The 19,516-nt window shown below is 66.2% G+C and carries 17 protein-coding genes; 7 read left to right on the top strand and 10 right to left on the bottom strand.

The window, feature by feature from the left end:
• Positions 1-136 precede the first annotated feature (136 nt).
• From bamA to lpxB, 6 genes are all read left to right on the top strand, one after another.
• On the top strand, positions 137-2,707 hold the full coding sequence (bamA, locus tag K2Y56_RS07855; protein ID WP_292506885.1) for an outer membrane protein assembly factor BamA: 2,571 nt from the start codon (positions 137-139) through the stop codon (positions 2,705-2,707).
• Between the two features lie 42 nt (positions 2,708-2,749).
• Entirely contained in the window at positions 2,750-3,832 is a 1,083-nt protein-coding gene (gene lpxD / locus K2Y56_RS07850; RefSeq protein WP_292506733.1) for a UDP-3-O-(3-hydroxymyristoyl)glucosamine N-acyltransferase, read from the top strand.
• Positions 3,833-3,986: 154 nt separating this feature from the next.
• The gene (fabZ, locus tag K2Y56_RS07845; RefSeq protein WP_292506731.1) at positions 3,987-4,478 is read left to right on the top strand and encodes a 3-hydroxyacyl-ACP dehydratase FabZ; all 492 of its coding nucleotides are present in this window, start codon (positions 3,987-3,989) and stop codon (positions 4,476-4,478) included.
• A complete protein-coding gene (lpxA, locus tag K2Y56_RS07840; protein WP_292506730.1) occupies positions 4,475-5,281 on the top strand; it encodes an acyl-ACP--UDP-N-acetylglucosamine O-acyltransferase in 807 nt (268 codons plus the stop codon). The genes fabZ and lpxA overlap by 4 nt, the downstream gene beginning before the upstream one ends.
• Before the next feature lie 22 nt (positions 5,282-5,303).
• A complete protein-coding gene (lpxI, locus tag K2Y56_RS07835; RefSeq protein WP_292506729.1) occupies positions 5,304-6,176 on the top strand; it encodes a UDP-2,3-diacylglucosamine diphosphatase LpxI in 873 nt (290 codons plus the stop codon).
• Positions 6,173-7,339, top strand: coding sequence for a lipid-A-disaccharide synthase (gene lpxB, locus K2Y56_RS07830; RefSeq protein WP_292506727.1), 1,167 nt, complete (start codon positions 6,173-6,175; stop codon positions 7,337-7,339). Before lpxI ends, lpxB begins: the two co-directional genes overlap by 4 nt.
• 6 nt (positions 7,340-7,345) lie before the next feature.
• Here the strand turns inward: lpxB and K2Y56_RS07825 are convergent, their stop codons facing one another.
• The 7 genes from K2Y56_RS07825 to rimP form a co-directional block, all read right to left on the bottom strand.
• Positions 7,346-8,341 carry a catalase family peroxidase gene (locus tag K2Y56_RS07825; protein ID WP_292506726.1) on the bottom strand — a complete coding sequence of 332 codons (996 nt, stop codon included), beginning with the start codon at positions 8,339-8,341 and terminating at the stop codon, positions 7,346-7,348.
• 142 nt (positions 8,342-8,483) lie between these two features.
• On the bottom strand, positions 8,484-9,461 hold the full coding sequence (truB, locus tag K2Y56_RS07820; protein WP_292506883.1) for a tRNA pseudouridine(55) synthase TruB: 978 nt from the start codon (positions 9,459-9,461) through the stop codon (positions 8,484-8,486).
• 138 nt (positions 9,462-9,599) lie between these two features.
• The gene (rbfA, locus tag K2Y56_RS07815; RefSeq protein ID WP_292506725.1) at positions 9,600-10,022 is read right to left on the bottom strand and encodes a 30S ribosome-binding factor RbfA; all 423 of its coding nucleotides are present in this window, start codon (positions 10,020-10,022) and stop codon (positions 9,600-9,602) included.
• Positions 10,023-10,093: 71 nt separating this feature from the next.
• Positions 10,094-12,997 (bottom strand): translation initiation factor IF-2, encoded by a 2,904-nt coding sequence (gene infB / locus K2Y56_RS07810; RefSeq protein WP_292506723.1) that lies wholly within the window; start codon positions 12,995-12,997, stop codon positions 10,094-10,096.
• Complete coding sequence (locus K2Y56_RS07805; protein ID WP_292506722.1) at positions 12,998-13,795, bottom strand: RNA-binding protein; 798 nt, start codon at positions 13,793-13,795, stop codon at positions 12,998-13,000.
• A gap of 148 nt (positions 13,796-13,943) precedes the next feature.
• A complete protein-coding gene (gene nusA / locus K2Y56_RS07800; RefSeq protein WP_292506721.1) occupies positions 13,944-15,542 on the bottom strand; it encodes a transcription termination factor NusA in 1,599 nt (532 codons plus the stop codon).
• A 69-nt stretch (positions 15,543-15,611) separates the two neighbouring features.
• Positions 15,612-16,391 (bottom strand): ribosome maturation factor RimP, encoded by a 780-nt coding sequence (gene rimP / locus K2Y56_RS07795; protein ID WP_292506720.1) that lies wholly within the window; start codon positions 16,389-16,391, stop codon positions 15,612-15,614.
• Positions 16,392-16,668: 277 nt separating this feature from the next.
• Between rimP and K2Y56_RS07790 the strand changes: the two genes are divergently transcribed.
• Positions 16,669-17,319: a CatB-related O-acetyltransferase gene (locus tag K2Y56_RS07790; protein WP_292506719.1), complete on the top strand. Its 651-nt coding sequence runs from the start codon at positions 16,669-16,671 to the stop codon at positions 17,317-17,319.
• A 4-nt stretch (positions 17,320-17,323) separates the two neighbouring features.
• Here K2Y56_RS07790 and K2Y56_RS07785 read toward each other — a convergent pair whose 3' ends face one another.
• The 3 genes from K2Y56_RS07785 to K2Y56_RS07775 all read right to left on the bottom strand — a co-directional run bounded on the left by K2Y56_RS07785 (position 17,324) and on the right by K2Y56_RS07775 (position 19,454).
• Complete coding sequence (locus tag K2Y56_RS07785) at positions 17,324-17,485, bottom strand: hypothetical protein (RefSeq protein ID WP_292506718.1); 162 nt, start codon at positions 17,483-17,485, stop codon at positions 17,324-17,326.
• Between the two features lie 170 nt (positions 17,486-17,655).
• Positions 17,656-18,348, bottom strand: a complete 693-nt coding sequence (locus tag K2Y56_RS07780) for a hypothetical protein (protein ID WP_292506717.1) — start codon at positions 18,346-18,348, stop codon at positions 17,656-17,658.
• A complete protein-coding gene (locus K2Y56_RS07775) occupies positions 18,345-19,454 on the bottom strand; it encodes a hypothetical protein (RefSeq protein WP_292506715.1) in 1,110 nt (369 codons plus the stop codon). The genes K2Y56_RS07780 and K2Y56_RS07775 overlap by 4 nt, the downstream gene beginning before the upstream one ends.
• Positions 19,455-19,516 lie beyond the last annotated feature (62 nt).

Raw genomic sequence — 19,516 nt, 5'->3', positions numbered from 1 at the left:
TAGGGAGTGGAACGTTTGCTTCGCTTCCGAAACTCGGTAGAAGCTGGACCAGAGACCAGGTTTCGGGACGGCCGGTAAACGGCCGCTCGTCCGCGGGCGATAGCCCGTGCTGACAAGAAAAGAGACGGGCTATTACATGATGTCGATGACGACGAAGCGCCGGCGCAGGCCGGCCGAACAGGCCCTGGTCCTCGTCGCCGCCACGGCGGCCGGGCTGGCCCTGGGCGGCGCCGCACAGGCGCAGCAGATCGTCGTTCAGGGCAACCAGCGCGTCGATTCCGACACGATCCGGTCCTACGTGACCGGGACCGCCTCGGGCTCCCCCGAGGAGGCGCGCCGCAACCTCCTTGCCACCGGGCTATTCTCGGATGTGAAGGTTTCGCGCAGCGGCCCGAACACGGTCGTGAGTGTCCGTGAGAACAACGTCATCAACCGCGTCGTTTTCGAAGGCAACAAGAAGGTCGAGAAGGCCACCCTCGAAGGTCAAGTCGAGGCCAAGGGCCGGAGCGGCTTCAACAAGGCCGTCGTCGAGGCCGACCTGCAGCGCATCCGCGAGGTCTATCGCCGGGCTGGCCGCGGCGGCGCTAAGGTCAGCTACCGCACCGTCGACCTGCCGAATGGCCGGATCGACGTGATCTACGTGATCGACGAAGGCGACAAGACCGGCATCAAGCAGATCAATTTCGTCGGCAATCAGGTCTATTCCGAGGGCAAGCTCAAGGAGCTGATGTCCTCGTCGGAGATGAACTTCCTCAGCTTCATCAAGACCTCCGACGTCTATGATCCTGATCGCATCACCAACGATCTCGATATCGTCCGTCGCTACTATCTCAAGAACGGCTATGCCGACTTCCGCATCGTCAACGCCGATGCCCGCTTCGTCGAGGGCGAGGATGCTGGCTGGGTCATCACCGTCACGGTAGAAGAGGGCGCGCAGTACAGGGTCGGGGCGGTCGCCATCGATTCCCGCCTCTCCGGTGTCGACACCGCCGTGCTTGACGGCGAGGTCCGGACAGCGGTCGGCGACGTCTACAACGCCGAGGATGTCGAGAAGACGCTCAACGGTGTCACGAACCAGGTCGCCCGCCAGGGCTTCCCGTTTGCACAGGTTCGCCCGACCGGCCAGCGCGACCGCGCCACCCAGACCGTCTCCCTCGGCTTCGTCGTCGAGGACGGCCCGCGCGTCTACGTCGAGCGTATCAACATCCGCGGCAACACCCGCACCCGCGACTATGTCATCCGCCGCGAGCTCGATATCACCGAGGGCGACGCCTATAACCGCGTGCTGACGGATCGCGCGGAGCGCCGGCTCAACGGCCTTGGCTTCTTCAAGAAAGTCCGCTTCTCGAACGAGCCGGGCTCGTCCGCCGATCGGGTGATCATCAACATCGACGTCGAGGATCAGCCCACGGGATCGTTCTCGGTCGCGGGCGGATACTCGACCCAGGACGGAATCATCGCGGAGGTTTCGGTCTCGGAGTCGAACTTCCTCGGCCGCGGCCAGTACGTTCGCGTGGCGGGCACCGCCGGCCAGTACTCGCGCGGCGTCGACTTCTCGTTCACCGAGCCGTACTTCCTCGGATATCGCCTCGCGGCAGGCTTCGACGCCTTCTACAAGTACAGCGATCAGACCCGCTACTCGCGCTATGAGACGACCGTCTATGGCGGCCAGCTCCGCCTGGGCTTGCCGATCACGGAAGAGTTCGGCGTGACGTTGCGCTACTCGCTCTACAACACCGAACTCAAGGTGCCGAACACCATTCGGCGACCCTATAACGACTGCTCGATCCCGATCCCCGGCTATACATCGACCTACGGACCCAACACGTTCAGTCAGAGCGTCGGCGGACGAAGCGTCAGCGGGCAGGCCGCCTACCCCGCCTGTGCCTTCGACGGCGAGGCCTCGATCGCCCTCAAGGGATCTCAGGGCAACACCCTGACCTCACTGGCCGGCCTCACGCTTGCGTACTCGACCCTCGACAGCCTACAGCTTCCCCGCAACGGCCTCTATGCCGAGCTGAAGCCCGATATCGCAGGCCTCGGCGGCGACTCGAAGTTCTTCCGCGTGACGGGTGACGCCCGCTACTACAAGGAGATCACCGAGGACGTCGTCGGCTTCGTGCGCTTCCAGGGCGGTCACATCTCGTCGCTGAACGACGAGAAACTGCGCATCACCGACCAGTTCTTCCTTGGACCGTCGCTGGTCCGCGGTTTCGCGCCGAACGGCATCGGTCCGCGCGATATCGGCATCAACGACAGCCGTTCCAACGCAATCGGTGGCACCACCTATGTTGGCGGTACTGTCGAAGTTCAGTTCCCGATCCCCGGCATTCCGCGTGATCTCGGATTGAAGGGCGCCGTCTTCGCCGATGCAGGTACGCTGTTCGGCTACAAGGGACCGAGCCAGTTCAACGTGAACGGCGACGCATTCATCAACGGCATCGCGCCGGGCGGGCTCTGCAACTACTCGTCGATCGGACCCAACGCGATCGCCGTCGAGCCAGAATGCGTGAACGTTCGCGACAAGATGACGATCCGCTCCTCGGTCGGCGCATCGATCCTGTGGAACTCGCCGCTCGGACCGATCCGCTTCGACTACGCATACGCCCTATCGAAGGACGAGGGTGAGCGGGTGCCGGGCACGAACTTCCGCGTCGGCAAAGACCAACTCCAGGCCTTCCGCTTCTCCGGCGGTTCGCGCTTCTGACCGATCCGCTCCGCTTGCTCAGGCAAGCGGAGCCATCGCGGTATGACCGATCCCGTTTTCTTCACGGCCCGCACGACCCTGAGCCTCGGCGCCATCGCCGAGGCTTGCGGCGTCTTGGTTCCCGACGGAGCCGACAAGGACGCCGTCTTCGTCGATGCGGCCCCGCTCGAGAATGCCGGGTCGGCTCACATCGCCTACATGGACAATGCGCGCTACGTCGATGCGCTGTCCGCGACGCGGGCCGGACTGTGCCTCGTTTCGCGCCGGTTCGCCGCACGGGTGCCCGGAAGTACGGTCGGCTTGGTGATCGCCGACCCTTACCGCGCGTATTCCAGGCTCCTCGCGATCCTTCATCCCGACGCCATGCGGCCGGGTTCGCTCTTTGATGCCGCAGGCGTATCTCCGGGGGCGCATGTCCACTCGGAGGCGCGTCTGGAGGCCGGTATCGTCGTCGATCCCGGGGCGGTGATCGGTCCGGGCGCCGAGATCGGATCTGGCAGCGTCATCGGCTCGAACGCGGTCATCGGGCCGGGCGTGCGGATCGGCCGGGATTGCGCCATCGGAGCAGGTGCGACGCTGACCCACGCTCTCGTCGGCAACCGCGTCATCATCCATCCCGGCGCTCGCCTCGGCCAGGACGGCTTCGGTTTCGCCATGGGCGCGGGCGGGCATCCGAAAGTACCGCAGATCGGCCGTGTCATCATTCAGGACGACGTCGAGATCGGCGCCAACACGACGATCGATCGGGGTGCCAGCCGCGACACGGTCATCGGCGAGGGAACGAAGATCGATAACCTCGTCCAGATCGCCCACAACGTCGTCATCGGCCGGCACTGTGTCATCGTCTCGGGTGTCGGCATATCCGGCTCGACGACGCTCGAGGATTACGTCGTCCTCGGCGGCCAGGTCGGGGTCGTCGGGCATGTGCGCATCGGCATGGGCGCGCAGATTGCCGGCTCCTCGAACGTCAACGGGGACGTACCTCCCGGGAGCCGCTGGGGCGGAACTCCGGCCAAACCCGTGCGTGCTTGGTTCCGCGAGCTCACCACGCTGGCGCGTCTCGCCGAGCGGTCGGGTCGCGATGCGGAAGGGTCGAGCAAGGCGGGGCCGCCGCGCGACGACTGAGGCACTTCCTCTGACGGTTGCGGCCCGGCATCGATGGCGGGCCTTGCAATGGCCCTGATTTCTTCAGAAGAGAGCCCCGCGCCGTTCAAGACGGTCGTGAGGGACAGTCGGGCGTTCGGGGACGCCGACGCGGGCAGCGAAGGTACGGGGCGCGATGGGCGAGATTCTGCGAGAGGCGGGCGGACAGGACGTAAGGCAGGAACTCGCCTCGGCCGACATCCAGAAGGTGCTCGAACTCCTTCCGCATCGCTATCCTTTCCTGATGATCGATCGGATCGTCGAGATCGACGGCGACAAGTCCTGTATCGGCATCAAGAACGTGACGATCAACGAGCCGCAATTCACCGGGCACTTCCCCGGCCTGCCGGTCTTCCCCGGCGTGCTCCTGATCGAAGGCATGGCTCAGACGGCCGGTGCAATCTGCTGCCGCCACATCATGACCGACGAGGTTCGCACCAAGCAGGTCTTCTTCATGACCATCGACAAGTGCAAGTTCCGCAGGCCGGTCGTCCCCGGTGACACGGTGCGCTACCACATGACCAAGATCAGCCAGCGCAAGACGATGTGGTGGTTCCGCGGCGAGGCGCGGGTCGGCGACGTCCTGGTGGCGCAGGCCGAGATCGGCGCCATGCTGGTGACGGAGTGAGCGCCGGCATCCATTCGAGCGCGGTCGTCGAGGACGGCGCCGAGATCGGCGCGGATGTCAGGATCGGGCCGTTCTGCCATGTGGGGCCTGAGGTCAAACTCGGCGACGGCTGCGAGCTCTTCGGCCACGTGGTCGTTGCCGGGCGGACGACGATCGGCCCGCGCACCAAACTCTATCCTTTCGCCTCGATCGGCCATCCTCCTCAGGATCTGAAGTATCGCGGTGAGCCCTCGACCCTGACGATCGGCGCGGATTGCATGATCCGTGAGGGCGTCACCATGAATCCCGGCACGGAAGGCGGCGGGATGGAGACGGTGGTGGGCGACCGCTGCGCCTTCCTGGCCAACTCGCATGTCGGCCATGATTGCCATGTCGGCGATGGCGTCGTGTTCTCCAACAACGTCATGCTCGCGGGCCATTGCAGCGTCGGCGATTATGCGATCATCGGCGGCGGCGCCGCGGTGATCCAGTTCGCTCGCGTCGGCGCACATGCGTTCGTCGGCGGTCTGTCTGGGCTGGAGAACGATTGCATCCCCTATGGCATGGCTCTCGGAAACCGCGCTTACCTGTCGGGCCTCAACATCATCGGGCTCCAGAGACGAGGATTTGCCCGCGACGACATTCACACCCTTCGTAGGGCCTATCGCCTGCTCTTCGGCCCGGAAGGCACCCTGATGGAGCGCCTGGAGGACGTGGCAGCGGAGTTCGAGAGCCATCCCGCCGTCGCCGACATCATCGCCTTCATCCGTACGGGCGGGAAGCGCTCGCTCTGCACGCCTCGCGGCACGCCGAGCGCCGCGTGAGCTTGGCCGATAGGCAAAGATCGTGACGGCTGCCGCGATCTCGGCGTCCGCCCCGGAACTGCCCCTGGTACTGGTCGCGGGTGCTGGCCGGTTGCCGGAACTCGTCGCCGCGTCCCTGGAGCGCGCGGGCAGGCCGTTCCGTGTCCTGGCGATCCGCGGCTTCGCCGAGGCGCCGATGCGGGTACGTGCCGAGGCCAGCGCAGACCTCCTCGACATCGCAGGCATCCTGAAGATCCTCGACGCCTGGGGACCAGCCTGCATCCTTCCCGCAGGCGGCGTCGCGAGACCGAGGCCCGCCGCGATCCTCAATGCCGCCGCGGCCCTTCGCAATCGCGATATCCTGCGGACGATGGTGAATGGTGGCGATGACCGATTGTTGCGCGGTGCCCTTACCCTTCTCGAGGAGAACGGGCATCGCGTGATCGGCGTCCATACCGCCGCGCCAGATCTTCTCAGCCCTGAAGGTCGGCTGGGCCGCCACGTGCCCGATGCGGCGGCCGATCTCTCGATCGCGACGGGTCGCGCGCTGCTCGGAGCCTTGTCGCCCTATGACGTCGGCCAGGCGGCGGTCGTCGCCGCCCTTCGCGCCATCGCGGTCGAGGGTCCGGAGGGAACGGACCGCATGCTCGCCCGCGCCCGTAGCCTCGGCCGGCGGCCTTTCGGCATGGGCAAGGCGGAAGCCGGCACCGTCCTCGTCAAGCTCGCCAAGGAGGGCCAGGACCTGCGCGTCGACCTGCCGGCGATCGGGCCGCGCACGATCCGGAACGCCGCCGCTGCTGGCTGCGCCGGCCTCGCGATCCAGGCGGGCCTGACCCTCATCATCGACCGCGAGGCGACGGTGGCCGCAGCCGACCGGGCCGGCCTATTCCTGGTCGGCCTGAGGATCAGGACATGAGCGTCGTATCGCCGAAGATCTGGCTGGTGGCGGGCGAGGATTCGGGCGACCAGCTCGGCGCCAAGCTGATGGCCGGCTTGCGCGAGATCGCCGGCGGCCCGATCACCTTCGGGGGGGTCGGCGGCGAGGCCATGATCGCTCAAGGACTCTCGTCGCTGTTCCCGATCGATGATGTGGCGGTCATGGGCTACCTGCCGGTGGCGGCCCGCCTGCGCACGCTCCTGCGCCGCATCCGCCAGACCGTGCGCGACGTCGTCGACGCGAAGCCCGACGTGCTCGTCATCATCGACAGTCCCGGCTTCACCCACGCGGTCGCCTCGCGCGTTCGCAAACGGATGCCGCACCTGCCGATCGTCGATTACGTGTCGCCGAGCGTCTGGGCCTGGCGGCCGTGGCGAGCGGCGAAGATGCGGCCGTTCATCGACCATATCCTGGCCCTGCTACCCTTCGAACCGGACGCGCATCTACGCCTCGGCGGCCCGGCCTGCACCTATGTCGGCCATCCGTTGATCGAGCGCCTGTCGGAGCTTCGCCCCGGTTCCGAAGACACGCGCTCGCGCGAGGCGCATCCGCCGACGGTCGTCGTCCTGCCGGGATCTCGCCGCTCCGAGATCGAGCGGCTGATGCCGGTCTTCGGGCGCACCCTGGCGCTGCTCACGGCCGAGATCGGCCCGCTCGAGGTGGTGCTGCCGGCCGTATCGCGCCATCGCGCGATGATCGATCGCCTGGCGCTCGGCTGGAGCGTGCCGGTGCGCCTCGTCCACGGCGAGGCCGCCAAGCATGCCGCCTTCCGCAAATCGCGGGCGGCGCTTGCCGCCTCCGGTACCGTCACACTGGAACTGGCGCTCGCCGGCGTGCCGATGGTTGTGGCCTACAAGGTCTCGAGAATCGAGGAGACGGTGGCGCGCCGCCTCATCCAGGTGCCAACCATCGTGTTGCCGAACCTGATCCTCGGCGAGAATGCCATGCCGGAATTCGTTCAGGCCGAGTGCACGCCCGAACGGCTCGTCCGCGCCCTTCGGCCGCTCGTCACGGGTGGACCGCAGCGGGACGCCCAGGTTTGCGCCCTCGATCGCATCGACGGCCTGATGCGACTTGGCGGGGACGACGTGCCAAGCCGCAAGGCCGCCAGGATCGTGCTGGGCGCGATCCCGGCGACGTAGCGGGTTTTATTGCTGCGCGGAGCGGCGCGAGAGCGAGACCGCGTAGGCCGGCGAGCGGATCGCGAACATCGGGTCGTCCGTGGGCCCGGCGATGCCGTCCGGCAGGTCGACCACCGGATCGAAGGTCGCCGCGTCGCAGGTGGCGTTCGGCTCGATTGCGGCGATCGCCAATGTGCCGAGCTTGACGCTCTTGCGACTCTCTTCATTCGGCCACATCGCGGTTGCGTCGGTGGTCGGATCGCCGGCCTCGCCGGGGATCGCCACGAGGTCGAAACTCGCCGGCCCTTTCGCCAGCCGCTCCTTCAACTCGTCCGCGTAGAAGCTGTCCGGCTTTGCCTTCAGTTCGTCGTCCGTGAGGCCAAGCTGGCCGGCCGTGGCAACGGTCTTGAGCTTGACGACCTTCGCTTCGTTCTTGGCGTTGGTCAGCGTGTAGGCGTGGACGCCCCAGTAATCGACGCCGGCAAAGCTCGCCGGGACCGGCCGTGCGTTGAGCCAGGCGGCCTGTTTCGTCGTCTCCGGGTTTGCGGCCGAGAATGCTTTGATCTTGTCCGCGTCGGGCTTGCCGTCGGGGCCAGGCATCCGGACGGTCGCGAAATCGAGGAGCTGCTTCGGGGTCTTCGTCGAGAAGACCGGGGCCGAGATGATCACCAGCACGAGGTCGCCGGAGGGATCGGTCATGCGCATCGCAAAACCCCGCGTGACGGGCTTCACCTTGTCCGAGATCTTGGCATTGCTGCCACCCATGGAGAAGCGCGCGGTGACCGGTACGGTCTTGGCGAAATGCGGCGCCTTCGACAGGCTCGGCGCTTCGGCTGTGGGGGTGAAGGTGCCGGTGACGCAGATGCCCTTGGCACCGCTGGCGCGCACGCCCTTCTGGTTGCCGGCGAGGGCGAACTGCGCGTCGACGATGGCCTGCGGGTCGGCATCCTGGCCGAGGGCGGAGGTTGCCAAGAGGCAGCTGAAAGCGAGAAGGGCGCTTCGCCCGATCGTAATGGATGACATGATCTTTGATCCCCCGAACGCCAGAACCTGCGATCGGCGAATCGCCGTTCGCCGCCAAGCTTTCAGGCGTTACATTCGCAGGCGATCATTGGGGCACAACTCACTTGAGCGTGTGGCGAACGTCTTTTTCGCGCTCGGCCCGTCAGGCCGGGCGGTTGGCCGTACCGCCGAGATGGAAGACGCGGTGCGGGACGAGCTCGCCCCGCTCGACATCTCCGACCGCCACGAGGATGCCGCCACAGGTCGCGAAGGCCTTGCCTTCCATCGGCGCGTCCCGGCCACGCAGAATCACTGGCTGACCGCGCATGAGTCTGAGCGCCATGTCACGTGAGACCGGCACCGATGGGATTGCGTCGAGGGCGGTCTCGACGGAGTGCAGATGCGGGCCGTTGCCGTCCGGGCCGGCAGCTTCGAGGGCCGCCACGGTACATGAATCCGCTTCCGTGAAGGGGCCGACGCGGGTGCGACGCAGGGCCGAGACGTGGCCGTAGCAGCCGAGCATCCGTCCGAGGTCGCGGGCGAGCGCCCGGACGTAGGTACCCTTGCCGCATTCGGCCTCTATCACCGTACGGTCCGGCGAATGTTCGACGACGGCAAGCAGGTCGATCTGGACGGAACGCGCCACGAGCTCGACGATCTCGCCGTCGCGGGCGAGGTCATAGGCCCGCTCGCCGGCAATCTTGATCGCGGAGTAACGCGGCGGCACCTGCTCGATGGAGCCGACGAAGTTCGGCAATGCCGTTTCGACCGCCTCGCGGGTAGGGCGTTCGTCGCTCGTGGCGACGGGGCGTCCCTCGGCGTCGTCGGTATCGGTCTCGATGCCCCAGGACACCGTGAACCGATAGGCTTTGCGCCCGTCCATCACGAAGGGCACGGTCTTCGTGGCCTCCCCAAGCGCGATCGGCAAAATTCCTGACGCCAAGGGGTCGAGGGTGCCCGCATGCCCCGCCTTCTTGGCGTTGAAGGCGCGCTTCACGACCGCGACCGCGTGGGTCGAGGTCATGCCGACGCCCTTGTCGAGGATGACCCAGCCGCTGACGTCGCGCTTCTTCGGGCGGTCTGGGTTCGGAGCGCCCCGGCCCGGACGGCGCTGCCCACGCGGCTGCGCCGCGTCCGACATCTCCTGGAGCGGGGAGGGGGGCTCGATGGTCGCGTCGTCGATCATGGTGTCCTCGCTCGATGAACCAGCGCGGCGTCTACGGTTGTGGTTCCGTGGGCGCGCGAATCCATCCGGTCGGTCAAGGATGGCGCCTGGCGTTCAGGCGGCGTCGGTAGGGTCGGAGTCCGGCTCGGCCGTGTCGAGATCCCGACGGACCTTGTCAGACCGCAGGATCGCGTCGATGCGGCCGAACTCGTCGAAGGTCTCGTCGCGCCGGAACCGGAGATCGGGGGCGAATTTCAGATTCACGCGGCGGGCGACTTCCTGACGTAGCACCTTCTTGTTCCGCTCCAAGGCCGCGATCACCGGCGCCTCGTCCTTGCCGCCGAGCGGCATGATGTAGGCGGTGGCAATCTTGAGGTCCGGCGACATTCGCACCTCCGGCACGGTGATCACGTGCGCACTCAGCACCGGATCCTGCACGTCCCCGCGCTGGAGCACCTCCGCAATGGCGTGGCGGATCAGTTCGGCGACGCGCTGCTGGCGCTGCGATGGGCCGGTCTGGGCGGGTTTCTGGGCCATGGTCAATCTTCAAAAGGAAACGGCGGCTACAGCAGGGCTGCAGCCGCCGTAAAATTGGTGCCGAGCCAAAATCAGAGCGTGCGACGGACCTCTTCGACCCGGTAGCACTCGATGGTGTCGCCGGCCCGCATGTCCTGGAAGTTCTCGAAGGACATGCCGCACTCATAGCCGGAGATGACCTCCTTGGCGTCGTCCTTAAGGCGCTTGAGCTGAGACAGCTTGCCCTCGTGGATCACGACGTTGTCGCGGATCAGGCGGACATGGGCGCCACGCTGAACCACGCCGTCGGTGACGCGGCAGCCAGCGATCTTGCCGACCTTCGAGACGTCGAAGATCTGCAAAATCTGCGCCTCGCCCAAGCGCTCCTCGCGCAGGGTCGGCGGCAGCATGCCCGACATCGTGGCTTTGATGTCGTCCACGAGGTCGTAGATGATGTTGTAGTAGCGGATCTCTACCCCGTTGCGCTCGGCCGCCTCGCGCGCTTCCTTATGGGCGCGCACGTTGAAGCCGATGACGACGGCCTTCGAGGCTTCCGCCAGTGTGATGTCCGACTCGGTGATGCCGCCGACGCCTGCGAGCAGGATGCGGGCGGAGACCTCGTCGTTGCCGAGCTTCTCGAGGGCGCCGGTGATCGCCTCGACCGAGCCCTGCACGTCGCCCTTGACCACGAGGGCGAGTTCCTTGCGGCCCACGCCTTCCTTGAGGTCGCGCATCATGTCGACGAGCGAACGGTTGGCGCCGCCGGTACGGGCAGCGATCCGCTCGCGCTTCTGGCGGGCACGGTACTCGGTGACCTCGCGAGCACGGGCTTCGTTCGGCACCACGGCGACGCGGTCGCCGGCATCAGGCGTGCCGTTGAAGCCGAGCACCTCGACCGGCACCGAAGGGCCGGCATAGGAAACGTTCTCGCCCTTGTCGTCGATGAGGGCGCGGACGCGGCCCCACTCGGCGCCCGCGACGACGATGTCGCCGGTGAAGAGCGTACCGCGTTGGACCAGTACCGTCGCCACCGGGCCGCGGCCACGATCGAGCTTGGCCTCGATGACCGTACCCTCTCCGTCGCGGGTCTCGTTGGCACGAAGGTTTAGGATCTCGGCCTGGAGCTGCAGACCTTCGAGGAGGTCTGGGAGGCCGTCGCCGGTCTTGGCCGAGACCTCGAATTCGAGGGTCTCGCCGCCCATCGACTCGACCTGGATGTCGTGCTGCAGCAGCTCGGTGCGGACCCTCTGGGGATTCGCCTCGGGCTTGTCGATCTTGTTGATCGCCACGATCAGCGGCACGCCGGCCGCCTTGGCGTGGGAGATCGCCTCGACCGTCTGGGGCATGACGCCGTCATCGGCCGCAACCACCAGCACGACGACGTCCGTCACCTTGGCGCCGCGGGCGCGCATGGAGGTGAAGGCGGCATGGCCGGGCGTGTCGATGAAGGTGATCATCTCGCCCGAGGGCGAGGCGACCTGATAGGCTCCGATATGCTGCGTGATGCCACCGGCCTCGCCCGAGACCACGGTGGTCTTGCGGATCGCGTCGAGGAGCGAGGTCTTTCCGTGGTCGACGTGGCCCATGATGGTCACGACCGGCGGACGCGGCTCGAGATCCTCCTCGAGATCGGGCTCGTCGTCGAACAAGCCTTCCTCGACGTCGGATTCAGCGACGCGGCGCACTGTGTGGCCGAGCTCTTCGGCGATGAGCTGCGCGGAGTCCGAGTCGATTACGTCGGTGATCTTGTGGATCTGGCCCTGCTTCATCAGCAGGCGAATGACGTCCACCGCCCGCTCCGACATGCGGTTGGCGAGTTCCTGGATCGTGATCGTCTCCGGGATCGTCACCTCGCGGGAGAGCTTCTCCTTCTGCTCGACCTGGCGATTGCCGCTCATCCGCTGCTGGCGGCGCCGGAACGAGGCAACGGAGCGCGTGCGCTCTTCCTCGCCTGAGGTGGCGGTGGCGATCGTCAGGCGGCCGCGGTTGCGATCGCCGCCCGGCTGCTTCGGGGTTTTGGGCGGCGTGATGATCTTGAGCGGCATGCCGGGGCGGCGGATCACGCGCTTCTGCTCGCTCTCCTCCTCGGCAGCCTGGGGACGACCCGCTACACGGGCTGTCGGCGTCGCGCCGGCCGGACGTGCGGCGGTCGCGGCGGAGGGTGCCGTCTCCGGCTCCGGTGCCGGCGCCGGACGGGCCATGAAATTGAGATCCCGCGGCTTGCGGGTATCGGCCGTGATCGTCTTGCGCGGCTCGCTCGGCGCCGGCCGTGCGGTCAGCGGCGGACGGGCTGCGGGGGCAGCCGGGCGTGACGCAGGTGCAGGAGCCGGAGCGGCTGCCGCAGGGCTGGCGGGAGCGACACGGGCGGTGGGCGCTGCCGCCATGGGACGGACGGTCGTCGGAGCCTGAGGCATCGGCGTCGTCGCCTTGGACGAGACCGGTGCGGCCGCTTCCTCGCTGCTGCTCTCCTCGGCGGCACGCTGGCGCGCCTCCTCGGCGGCGCGGCGCTTCTCTTCCTCTTCGGCACGGCGGCGCTCGTCCTCGGCGCGCTTGCGTGCCTCAGCGGCCTCACGCTCGCGCTGCTCGGCGAGTTCCTGCGCGCGGCGCTCCGCGGCCTCCTGCTCGGCGATGCGGCGGGCTTCCTGCTCGCGGCGCTGGGCATCGGCGAGGGCGGCGGCGCGTGCGTCGCGCTCCTGCTCGCTCAGCGTCCGCAGCACCACGCCGGAAGCAGCGCGCTGGGCCGGGCGCGGCGGCGTCGGAGCAGCCGGAGGGGCCGTCCTCGAAGGGGCAGCCGGGATCGTCTCGCGAGGCGGCGTCGCAGCGGCCGGCGAGGCCCCGATGACGCGGCGCTTCACCGTCTCAACCACGACCTGCTTGGTGCGGCCATGAGAGAAGCTCTGGCGGACCGTGCCCTGCTCGATCGGACGCTTCAACGACAGCGGCTTCGCCGGAGGCCTCGTCTGTGTCTTGTCGCCCGGATTGTTCGTATCGCTCATTCAGTCCAAACCCTGAGGGGTTCCATCGTCCCGTGAACCGGCGGACCGCTGTGCGCCGGGTAAATCTGTCTGGTCGCCGTCATGCAGATCGGAGTCGGTTCGCCCTGGGCGGGTCGCACCGGCCTCGTCGGCCGTCGTCGCCAAGCCCTCGAAAAAGCGAAGCCGACGCCAACGCGCAAGGCAGCCGGTACTCCCGACTCCTGCGACGAGCGCCGCATGTATCACATGATCCCGGCCCAAGGCCATGTCCAATTCTTCACTGGACAAATCATCGATGACCGGGACCCGTGATATGGCATCGCCATAGCGGCGGTGCAATGCCGCGGCGATCTTGCGACGACCATCGGCACTGCCGTCGGAAGCCTGAACGATCCCGGCGACTCCGGCCTTATCACCGATCGCCGCTTCGACCTTGGCGAAACCGGCGACGACGCAGCCGGCCTTGTTGGCCAGCGACAAGGATTGGCGCAGATCTGCGCGCAGACCTGCGGCGATCTGTTCGGCGAGGTTCGCGGCGATCTTCGCGTCCTTGGATTTGAAAGCGCGCAGGAAGAGCTTGCGCTTGACTGCGGTTTCCACCGTCGCGCGGCTCACGGTCACCCAGGCGCCTCGACCAGGCAATTTGGCGCGCAGGTCAGGGACGACCATGTTGTCCGGCGACAGGACGAAGCGGATCAGCCGGCGCGGATTCTGGGCGACGCGCGTGACGATGCACGTGCGCTCGGCGTCGGCCCGTCCGCGACCGGGGCCTGGATCGAGGACGTCGTCCGGCATGTCGTCCGAGGGGTCGCCGGTCATACGGTCACGTCGTCGAGTGAAGAGAAGGAGATTGGTCGAGCCCTAGCGCGCAGTCCCCTCCCCGCACCAAAGTCGGGTCTACGCGACTCGGGCAATCGGGCTGCAGATCTCGGGCAATCCCGAGATCTGCGGGGAGAAGGCACGATGTTCAAACCGCCTGGGGCTCCCCCTCGTCCTCGGTCGCCTCGGGCTCGGGCAAGGCCTCGATCCATCCGGCATGGAGGCGGGCCGCCATGATCATGGCCTCGGCCTCGGCGCGGGAGACCTCGAAACCGTCGAGATAGCCCGCATGGCGGGTGGCCTCGGGGCCGCGGCCCTCGGTGTAGCCGACGAGGTCGTCCGTGGCGCAGCCGGCGAGGTCCTCGATCGTCTTCACGTCGTTCTCGCCGAGCGCCACCAGCATCGGCGTGGTGATGCCGTCGATCTCACGCAGCTCGTCGGCGACGCCGAGTTCCTGACGCTTGGAGTCGAACTCCGATTCGATCCGGGCGAGATGATCCTGGGCACGGGCCTGGATCTCGGTGCCGCTCTCCTCGTCGAGGCCCTGGATGTTGGCGAGTTCGCCCGGCTCGACATAGGCGATCTCCTCCACGGTGCGGAAACCTTCCGCGGCAAGGAGCTGGCCGACGGTCTCGTCGACGTCGAGCGCTTCCATGAACACCTGGGTGCGCTCGGCGAATTCCTTCTGGCGGCGCTCGGATTCCTCGGCTTCGGTCAGGATGTCGATGTCCCACCCGGTGAGCTGCGAGGCGAGACGCACGTTCTGACCGCGGCGGCCGATGGCGAGCGAGAGCTGATCGTCAGGGACGACGACCTCGATGCGGTCGGCCTCCTCGTCGAGCACGACCTTGACGACCTCGGCCGGCTGCAGCGCATTGACGATGAAGGTGGCCTGGTCCTCGGACCAGGGAATGATGTCGATCTTCTCGCCCTGGAGCTCGCCGACCACGGCCTGGACGCGCGATCCCCTCATACCGACGCAGGCGCCCACGGGATCGATGCTGCCGTCGCGCGAAATGACGGCGATCTTGGCGCGCGAGCCCGGATCGCGGGCCACCGCCTTCACCTCGACGATGCCGTCGTAGATCTCCGGCACTTCCTGGCCGAAGAGCTTGGCCATGAACTGGGGATGCGAGCGCGAGAGGAAGATCTGCGGCCCGCGCACCTCGCGGCGGACATCGAACAGGTAGGAGCGGATACGGTCGCCGGGGCGGAAGGTCTCGCGCGGGATCATCTCGTCGCGCCGCACGATGCCCTCGCCGCGGCCGAGATCGACGATGACGTTGCCGTACTCGACGCGCTTGACGAGGCCGTTGACGATGTCGCCGATGCGGTCCTTGTACTCGTCGAACTGCCGGTCGCGCTCGGCGTCGCGAACCTTCTGGACGATGACCTGCTTGGCCGATTGCGCGGCGACGCGCCCGAAATCGAAGGGCGGCAGCGTATCGGAGATGACGTCGCCGACGAGGGCCCCCGGATTGTAGCGCTGGGCCTGCGCCAGGGTGATCTCGCGGGCGTCGTTCTCGACCTGGTCGACGACGAGGAGGTGGCGCGACAGGCGCAGTGCCCCGGTCTTCGGGTCGATCTCGGCATGGACGTCGGTCTCGGCGCCGTAGCGCGAGCGGGCGGCCTTGGCGATGGCCTCCTCCATGGCGTCGATGACGATGGAGCGGTCGATCACCTTCTCGCGGGCAACCGCTTCGGCGATCTGCAGGAGTTCAAGCCTGTTGGCGCTGACGACAGCCATCGGTTTCGTCCTTCTCTACGTCGTGAGACTTCTGGAGCCGTCCCGCATCGGCGGGCCGTCTCGGTTCTGCTAGTGGAGCTTGCCGTCTTCCTTGACCCGCACCGCCTTGGTGCGGACCGGCTTGGCCTTGTTCTTGGCCTTGGCCGCGAGGCTCGCCTCGGTTTCGATCTTCTCCGGCTTCGGCTTTGCCGAGGCCTTGGGCTTCAACGGCCGCGAGACCTTCTTCTTCAGGGGCTCGGGCGCGGCCTCGATCTCCTCCGCGTCCTCGGCGTCCTCGTCGTCGGTCGGCGGCCCACCGCGGCGGAGCGACTCGCGCACGAGCTCGTCGGTGAGGACGAGGTAGGCGTCGCCGAGATCGCGCAGAGGCAGGTCGATCCGGCTCGGCAGGCCCTCCTTCACGTCGGGCAGGTCGATCGGCACCGTGCGCCCGTCGGGGTTCGGCGCCCCGATGATCCCGCGGAACCGCTTGCGGCCGTCGAGCGGCACCGCGAGTTCGATCTTGGCCTCGTAGCCGGCCCAGCGCTCGAAATCGCAGGCCCGCACCAGCGGCCGGTCGATCCCCGGCGACGAGATCTCGAGATAGTACGGCTTGCCGATCGGGTCGTCGAGATCGAGGAGCGGCGAGATCGCCCGGCTCACGGTCTCGCAATCGCCCACCGACATGGTCCCGTCCGGCCGCTCGGCCATGATCTGGACGGTGCAGCCATTGGCGCTCGTCACCCGGACGCGAACCACCCGAAACCCCAGACCCACGATCGAGGCTTCGATGACCTGCACGACGCGCGCGGCGACCCCGGTCTCGGTGATCAGCCGCTTCTCGTCGATGTCGCTGTCTGGAATGTCCGCCATGCCGCGTTCGAAAATCCGGTCGTTCTGGACGTCCCGGTGCGCCAAGCGTTGCGGCAATAAAAAAGAGCGGACCCGGTGGGGCCCACTCCCGAACCGCAGCCTTGCGACTGCAACCAGAACTGATACCCTGTAACTAGCCTGCCCTCGCGAAAAGTTCAAGGATTTTCGCAGGTGCGCTCGTCGAGAAAACAGAGCTCACTGGGGAGCCCGCTCACGATCTCGCCGCATCTCGACGTTTCAAGCGTTTGCCAGAGACGATCCTTGACGAGATGCACCGATGCCAGCCGATCCGCGCTTCGGACCCGATCCCGACACACTGCACCCGATTCCCGGCCACGAGCGGGTCGTCTTCCTCCGCAACCTCGATCTGCCTCCTAACATCGAGGTCGGCGCCTATACCTATTACGACGATCCCGCCGGCCCACGAGCTTTCCTCGACGCGATCCTCTATCACTTCGCCTTCCTCGGTGATCGTCTCCGGATCGGCCGGTTCTGCGCCATCGCCGCTGGAACGCGCTTCCTCATGAATGGCGGGAACCACCGCCTCGATGCGCTGACGACCTATCCGTTCGTCATCTTTCAGGGCGCCTGGGCGGGACGGTTTCCGGACGAGGCGGCATTCCCTCATCGCGGCGACACCGTGATCGGCAACGACGTCTGGCTCGGCTTTGAAACCCTGATCCTGCCGGGCATCACCATCGGGGATGGCGCGGTCGTGGCGGCCGGGTCGGTGGTGACCAGCGATGTGCCGCCCTACGCCATCGTGGCCGGGAACCCGGCGAGGATCGTCTGCATGCGATTCCCGCCGGAGGTCATCGATCGCCTCCTGGCCATCGCCTGGTGGAATTGGGATGCCGAACGGATCACCCGCAGCCTACCGGCGATCAGCGGCGGCGATGTCGCGGCCCTGGAGGCCGAGTCCGCATGACGGACTACCGCGTGGCCGCCGCGATATCGGTCGAGGGCGGCGCGAGGCGAGGTTTGCCATCGGCGGCGATGATGGCGAAGAGCCAGCCCATCGACAGGATGAGGAGCAGGCTCTCGATAGCGCCAGGACGCGATCCCTTCTCAGCTTTCGGCGGACGATCCGGCACGGCGATCGACGATCCTCGGATTGGACGCCGTGTTCGCTATCGCCGTCATGTTGCTCGTCGATGCGCGAATGTTTCCGAATGCTGTCCGGATTTAAATTAGGACGTAGTGCCTGCTTCAACGCTGCGAGGGGTGCAGAGGGCTAACGCGAAAGGTCGGCCCATCCCGGACCTTACTGGTCCAGTTCCAGCGGAAGCGGACTCGGCTCCCAGTAGGGTTCAAGCGGGCTTCCGTTGACGTTCTCCGCCGCCCAGCCATTCAGGATCGCGGCGAGCGCCGCGCGGTCGTTGGCCATGAGCGGCTCGTCCAGCAAGCGATACCGAGGGAAAGTGGGCGCATAATCCCATTCCGAAGGGATACCTCGCCGATAGTAGCTGCCCATCTCCGCCCATATCTCCCTCGCCCGATCGAGTTCTCCCAGGGCTATCGCGGCGATGAGATGCCATTTCGGCCCCAGATATCCATCGGATGGTAGATGGGTCCTGGCAAATTCCAGGCATTTGCGCGTGGTGTCCAAGGGCCGGAGAACCGCGATCGCATCGGCCTCGACTCGGGTGATGAAGTCATCCATGATAGTTGGATCCGTCCAGTACCAACCCGTCCCGCCATAGAAGCCTTCAGAACGGGCGATCCGTTCTTTGCATCGCCCGAGGCTGTCCCAGGTACTGTTATCGGGCATAAAGAGCTCGGTGAGGTGCCATCGTACGGCGAAGCAAATTGCCCGCCCGGTTCGGTCGATCAAGATCTGGCGGCCTACAAGCCCGATCGGGCGAAGCCAGAGGAAATTTCCCCCGACATGGATGACATCAGTGTTTCGTTCAAGCAGTGAATGTACAAGATCTCTGATCTGGCGTGCGGTCGTCATTTATTGATTCTCATTTTCGGCTTGTTTGGCTTTACCTGTACCATGATGATGCTTTTCGCATCTGGATAGTGAAATTTCGCTCTTCTCGCCAAAAATAGGGCACGTATTGCGCCGAACTCCGCATTACCCGTCTTATAATCGTATACACAAACAGTTTTGACTGGCGTTCGTTCAAACAAATCGAGGCGGACAGAACCTTTCCTACCGTATGTAACTTCATCTCCATTCGCATCAAGCGATAGCTCCGGAATCATGTTTGGATCGTTCTGGAACTTGAATGTCCCTGCAACATCGAAGTGAAGTAGATTTCCAAGTCGATTTCCAGTGAGCAGGGGATTCAATGCCGTGAGGCGGGCGTATGCTTCGTCGGTCACCGCTTGCACCTCGGCGTTGCGCGGACAGGCGGCATCCAGGGCCGCCTGATCGATGCGGCCGACCCATGCGAGACGAAAATCCTTATCGGCGCTTGGTTCGAAATCGTATTGCTGTGCCGTCATTCCGAGTACCGTCCCGAACCCATCTTTGCGGGCGGACAGGACGGTGAAGAGGAGCGCGAGCGCCTCGATCGTCGTGGAGACGACGGCCGGCGTGGCAGGAGCCAATGCGGGGAGGAACGCTGACTGTACCGCGGCTTCCGGCTCGATTCCCGATATGGTGAACGTGCTGCGCGACAGCACCTCTCCGGATTCCCCATCGCGGATCGTCTGCGTCGTGCCCGATGTTTCGAAAACCCTGCTCTCGCCGTCCGGAAGGACGACGGTGTGCTGCTCGTCCCAATCCCTCCGTCCGGCGCTGATGCGGATCGAGAGAACGCTCCCATCGTCGGTGACCGTGCGTTCCGTGGCAGGTACGATTCGATCGGCTTCGCCGTTCGGAGAGGCCCACTGTCCGCTGTCGCGATCCGGTCGATCGATCGACCTGCCGCCTCCATCCTCTGAAATCCACTGCCCGCCATTCGACTGCCCAGCTGATGCCCGGGGCTGATCGGGGTCGTACTTAAGGTTCAGGCTCTGCCCGAGCCGCAGCAGCTTCGCTTCCACATTGAGGGCGGCGAGCTCATGCCGCAGAGAGTCGATCTCGCGCCGGTGCTGGGATGGAAGCCACATCAAAGACACCTATGTTCATGATTTGTTCCTATGTAGCGCTTTATAGGAGAAATTTCAAGATA

The sequence above is a fragment of the Methylobacterium sp. genome (assembly GCF_019745455.1).
Lineage (GTDB): Bacteria > Pseudomonadota > Alphaproteobacteria > Rhizobiales > Beijerinckiaceae > Methylobacterium.
Note: the sequence above shows the minus strand (reverse complement) of the source record. Positions and strands in the feature narration are given on the sequence as shown.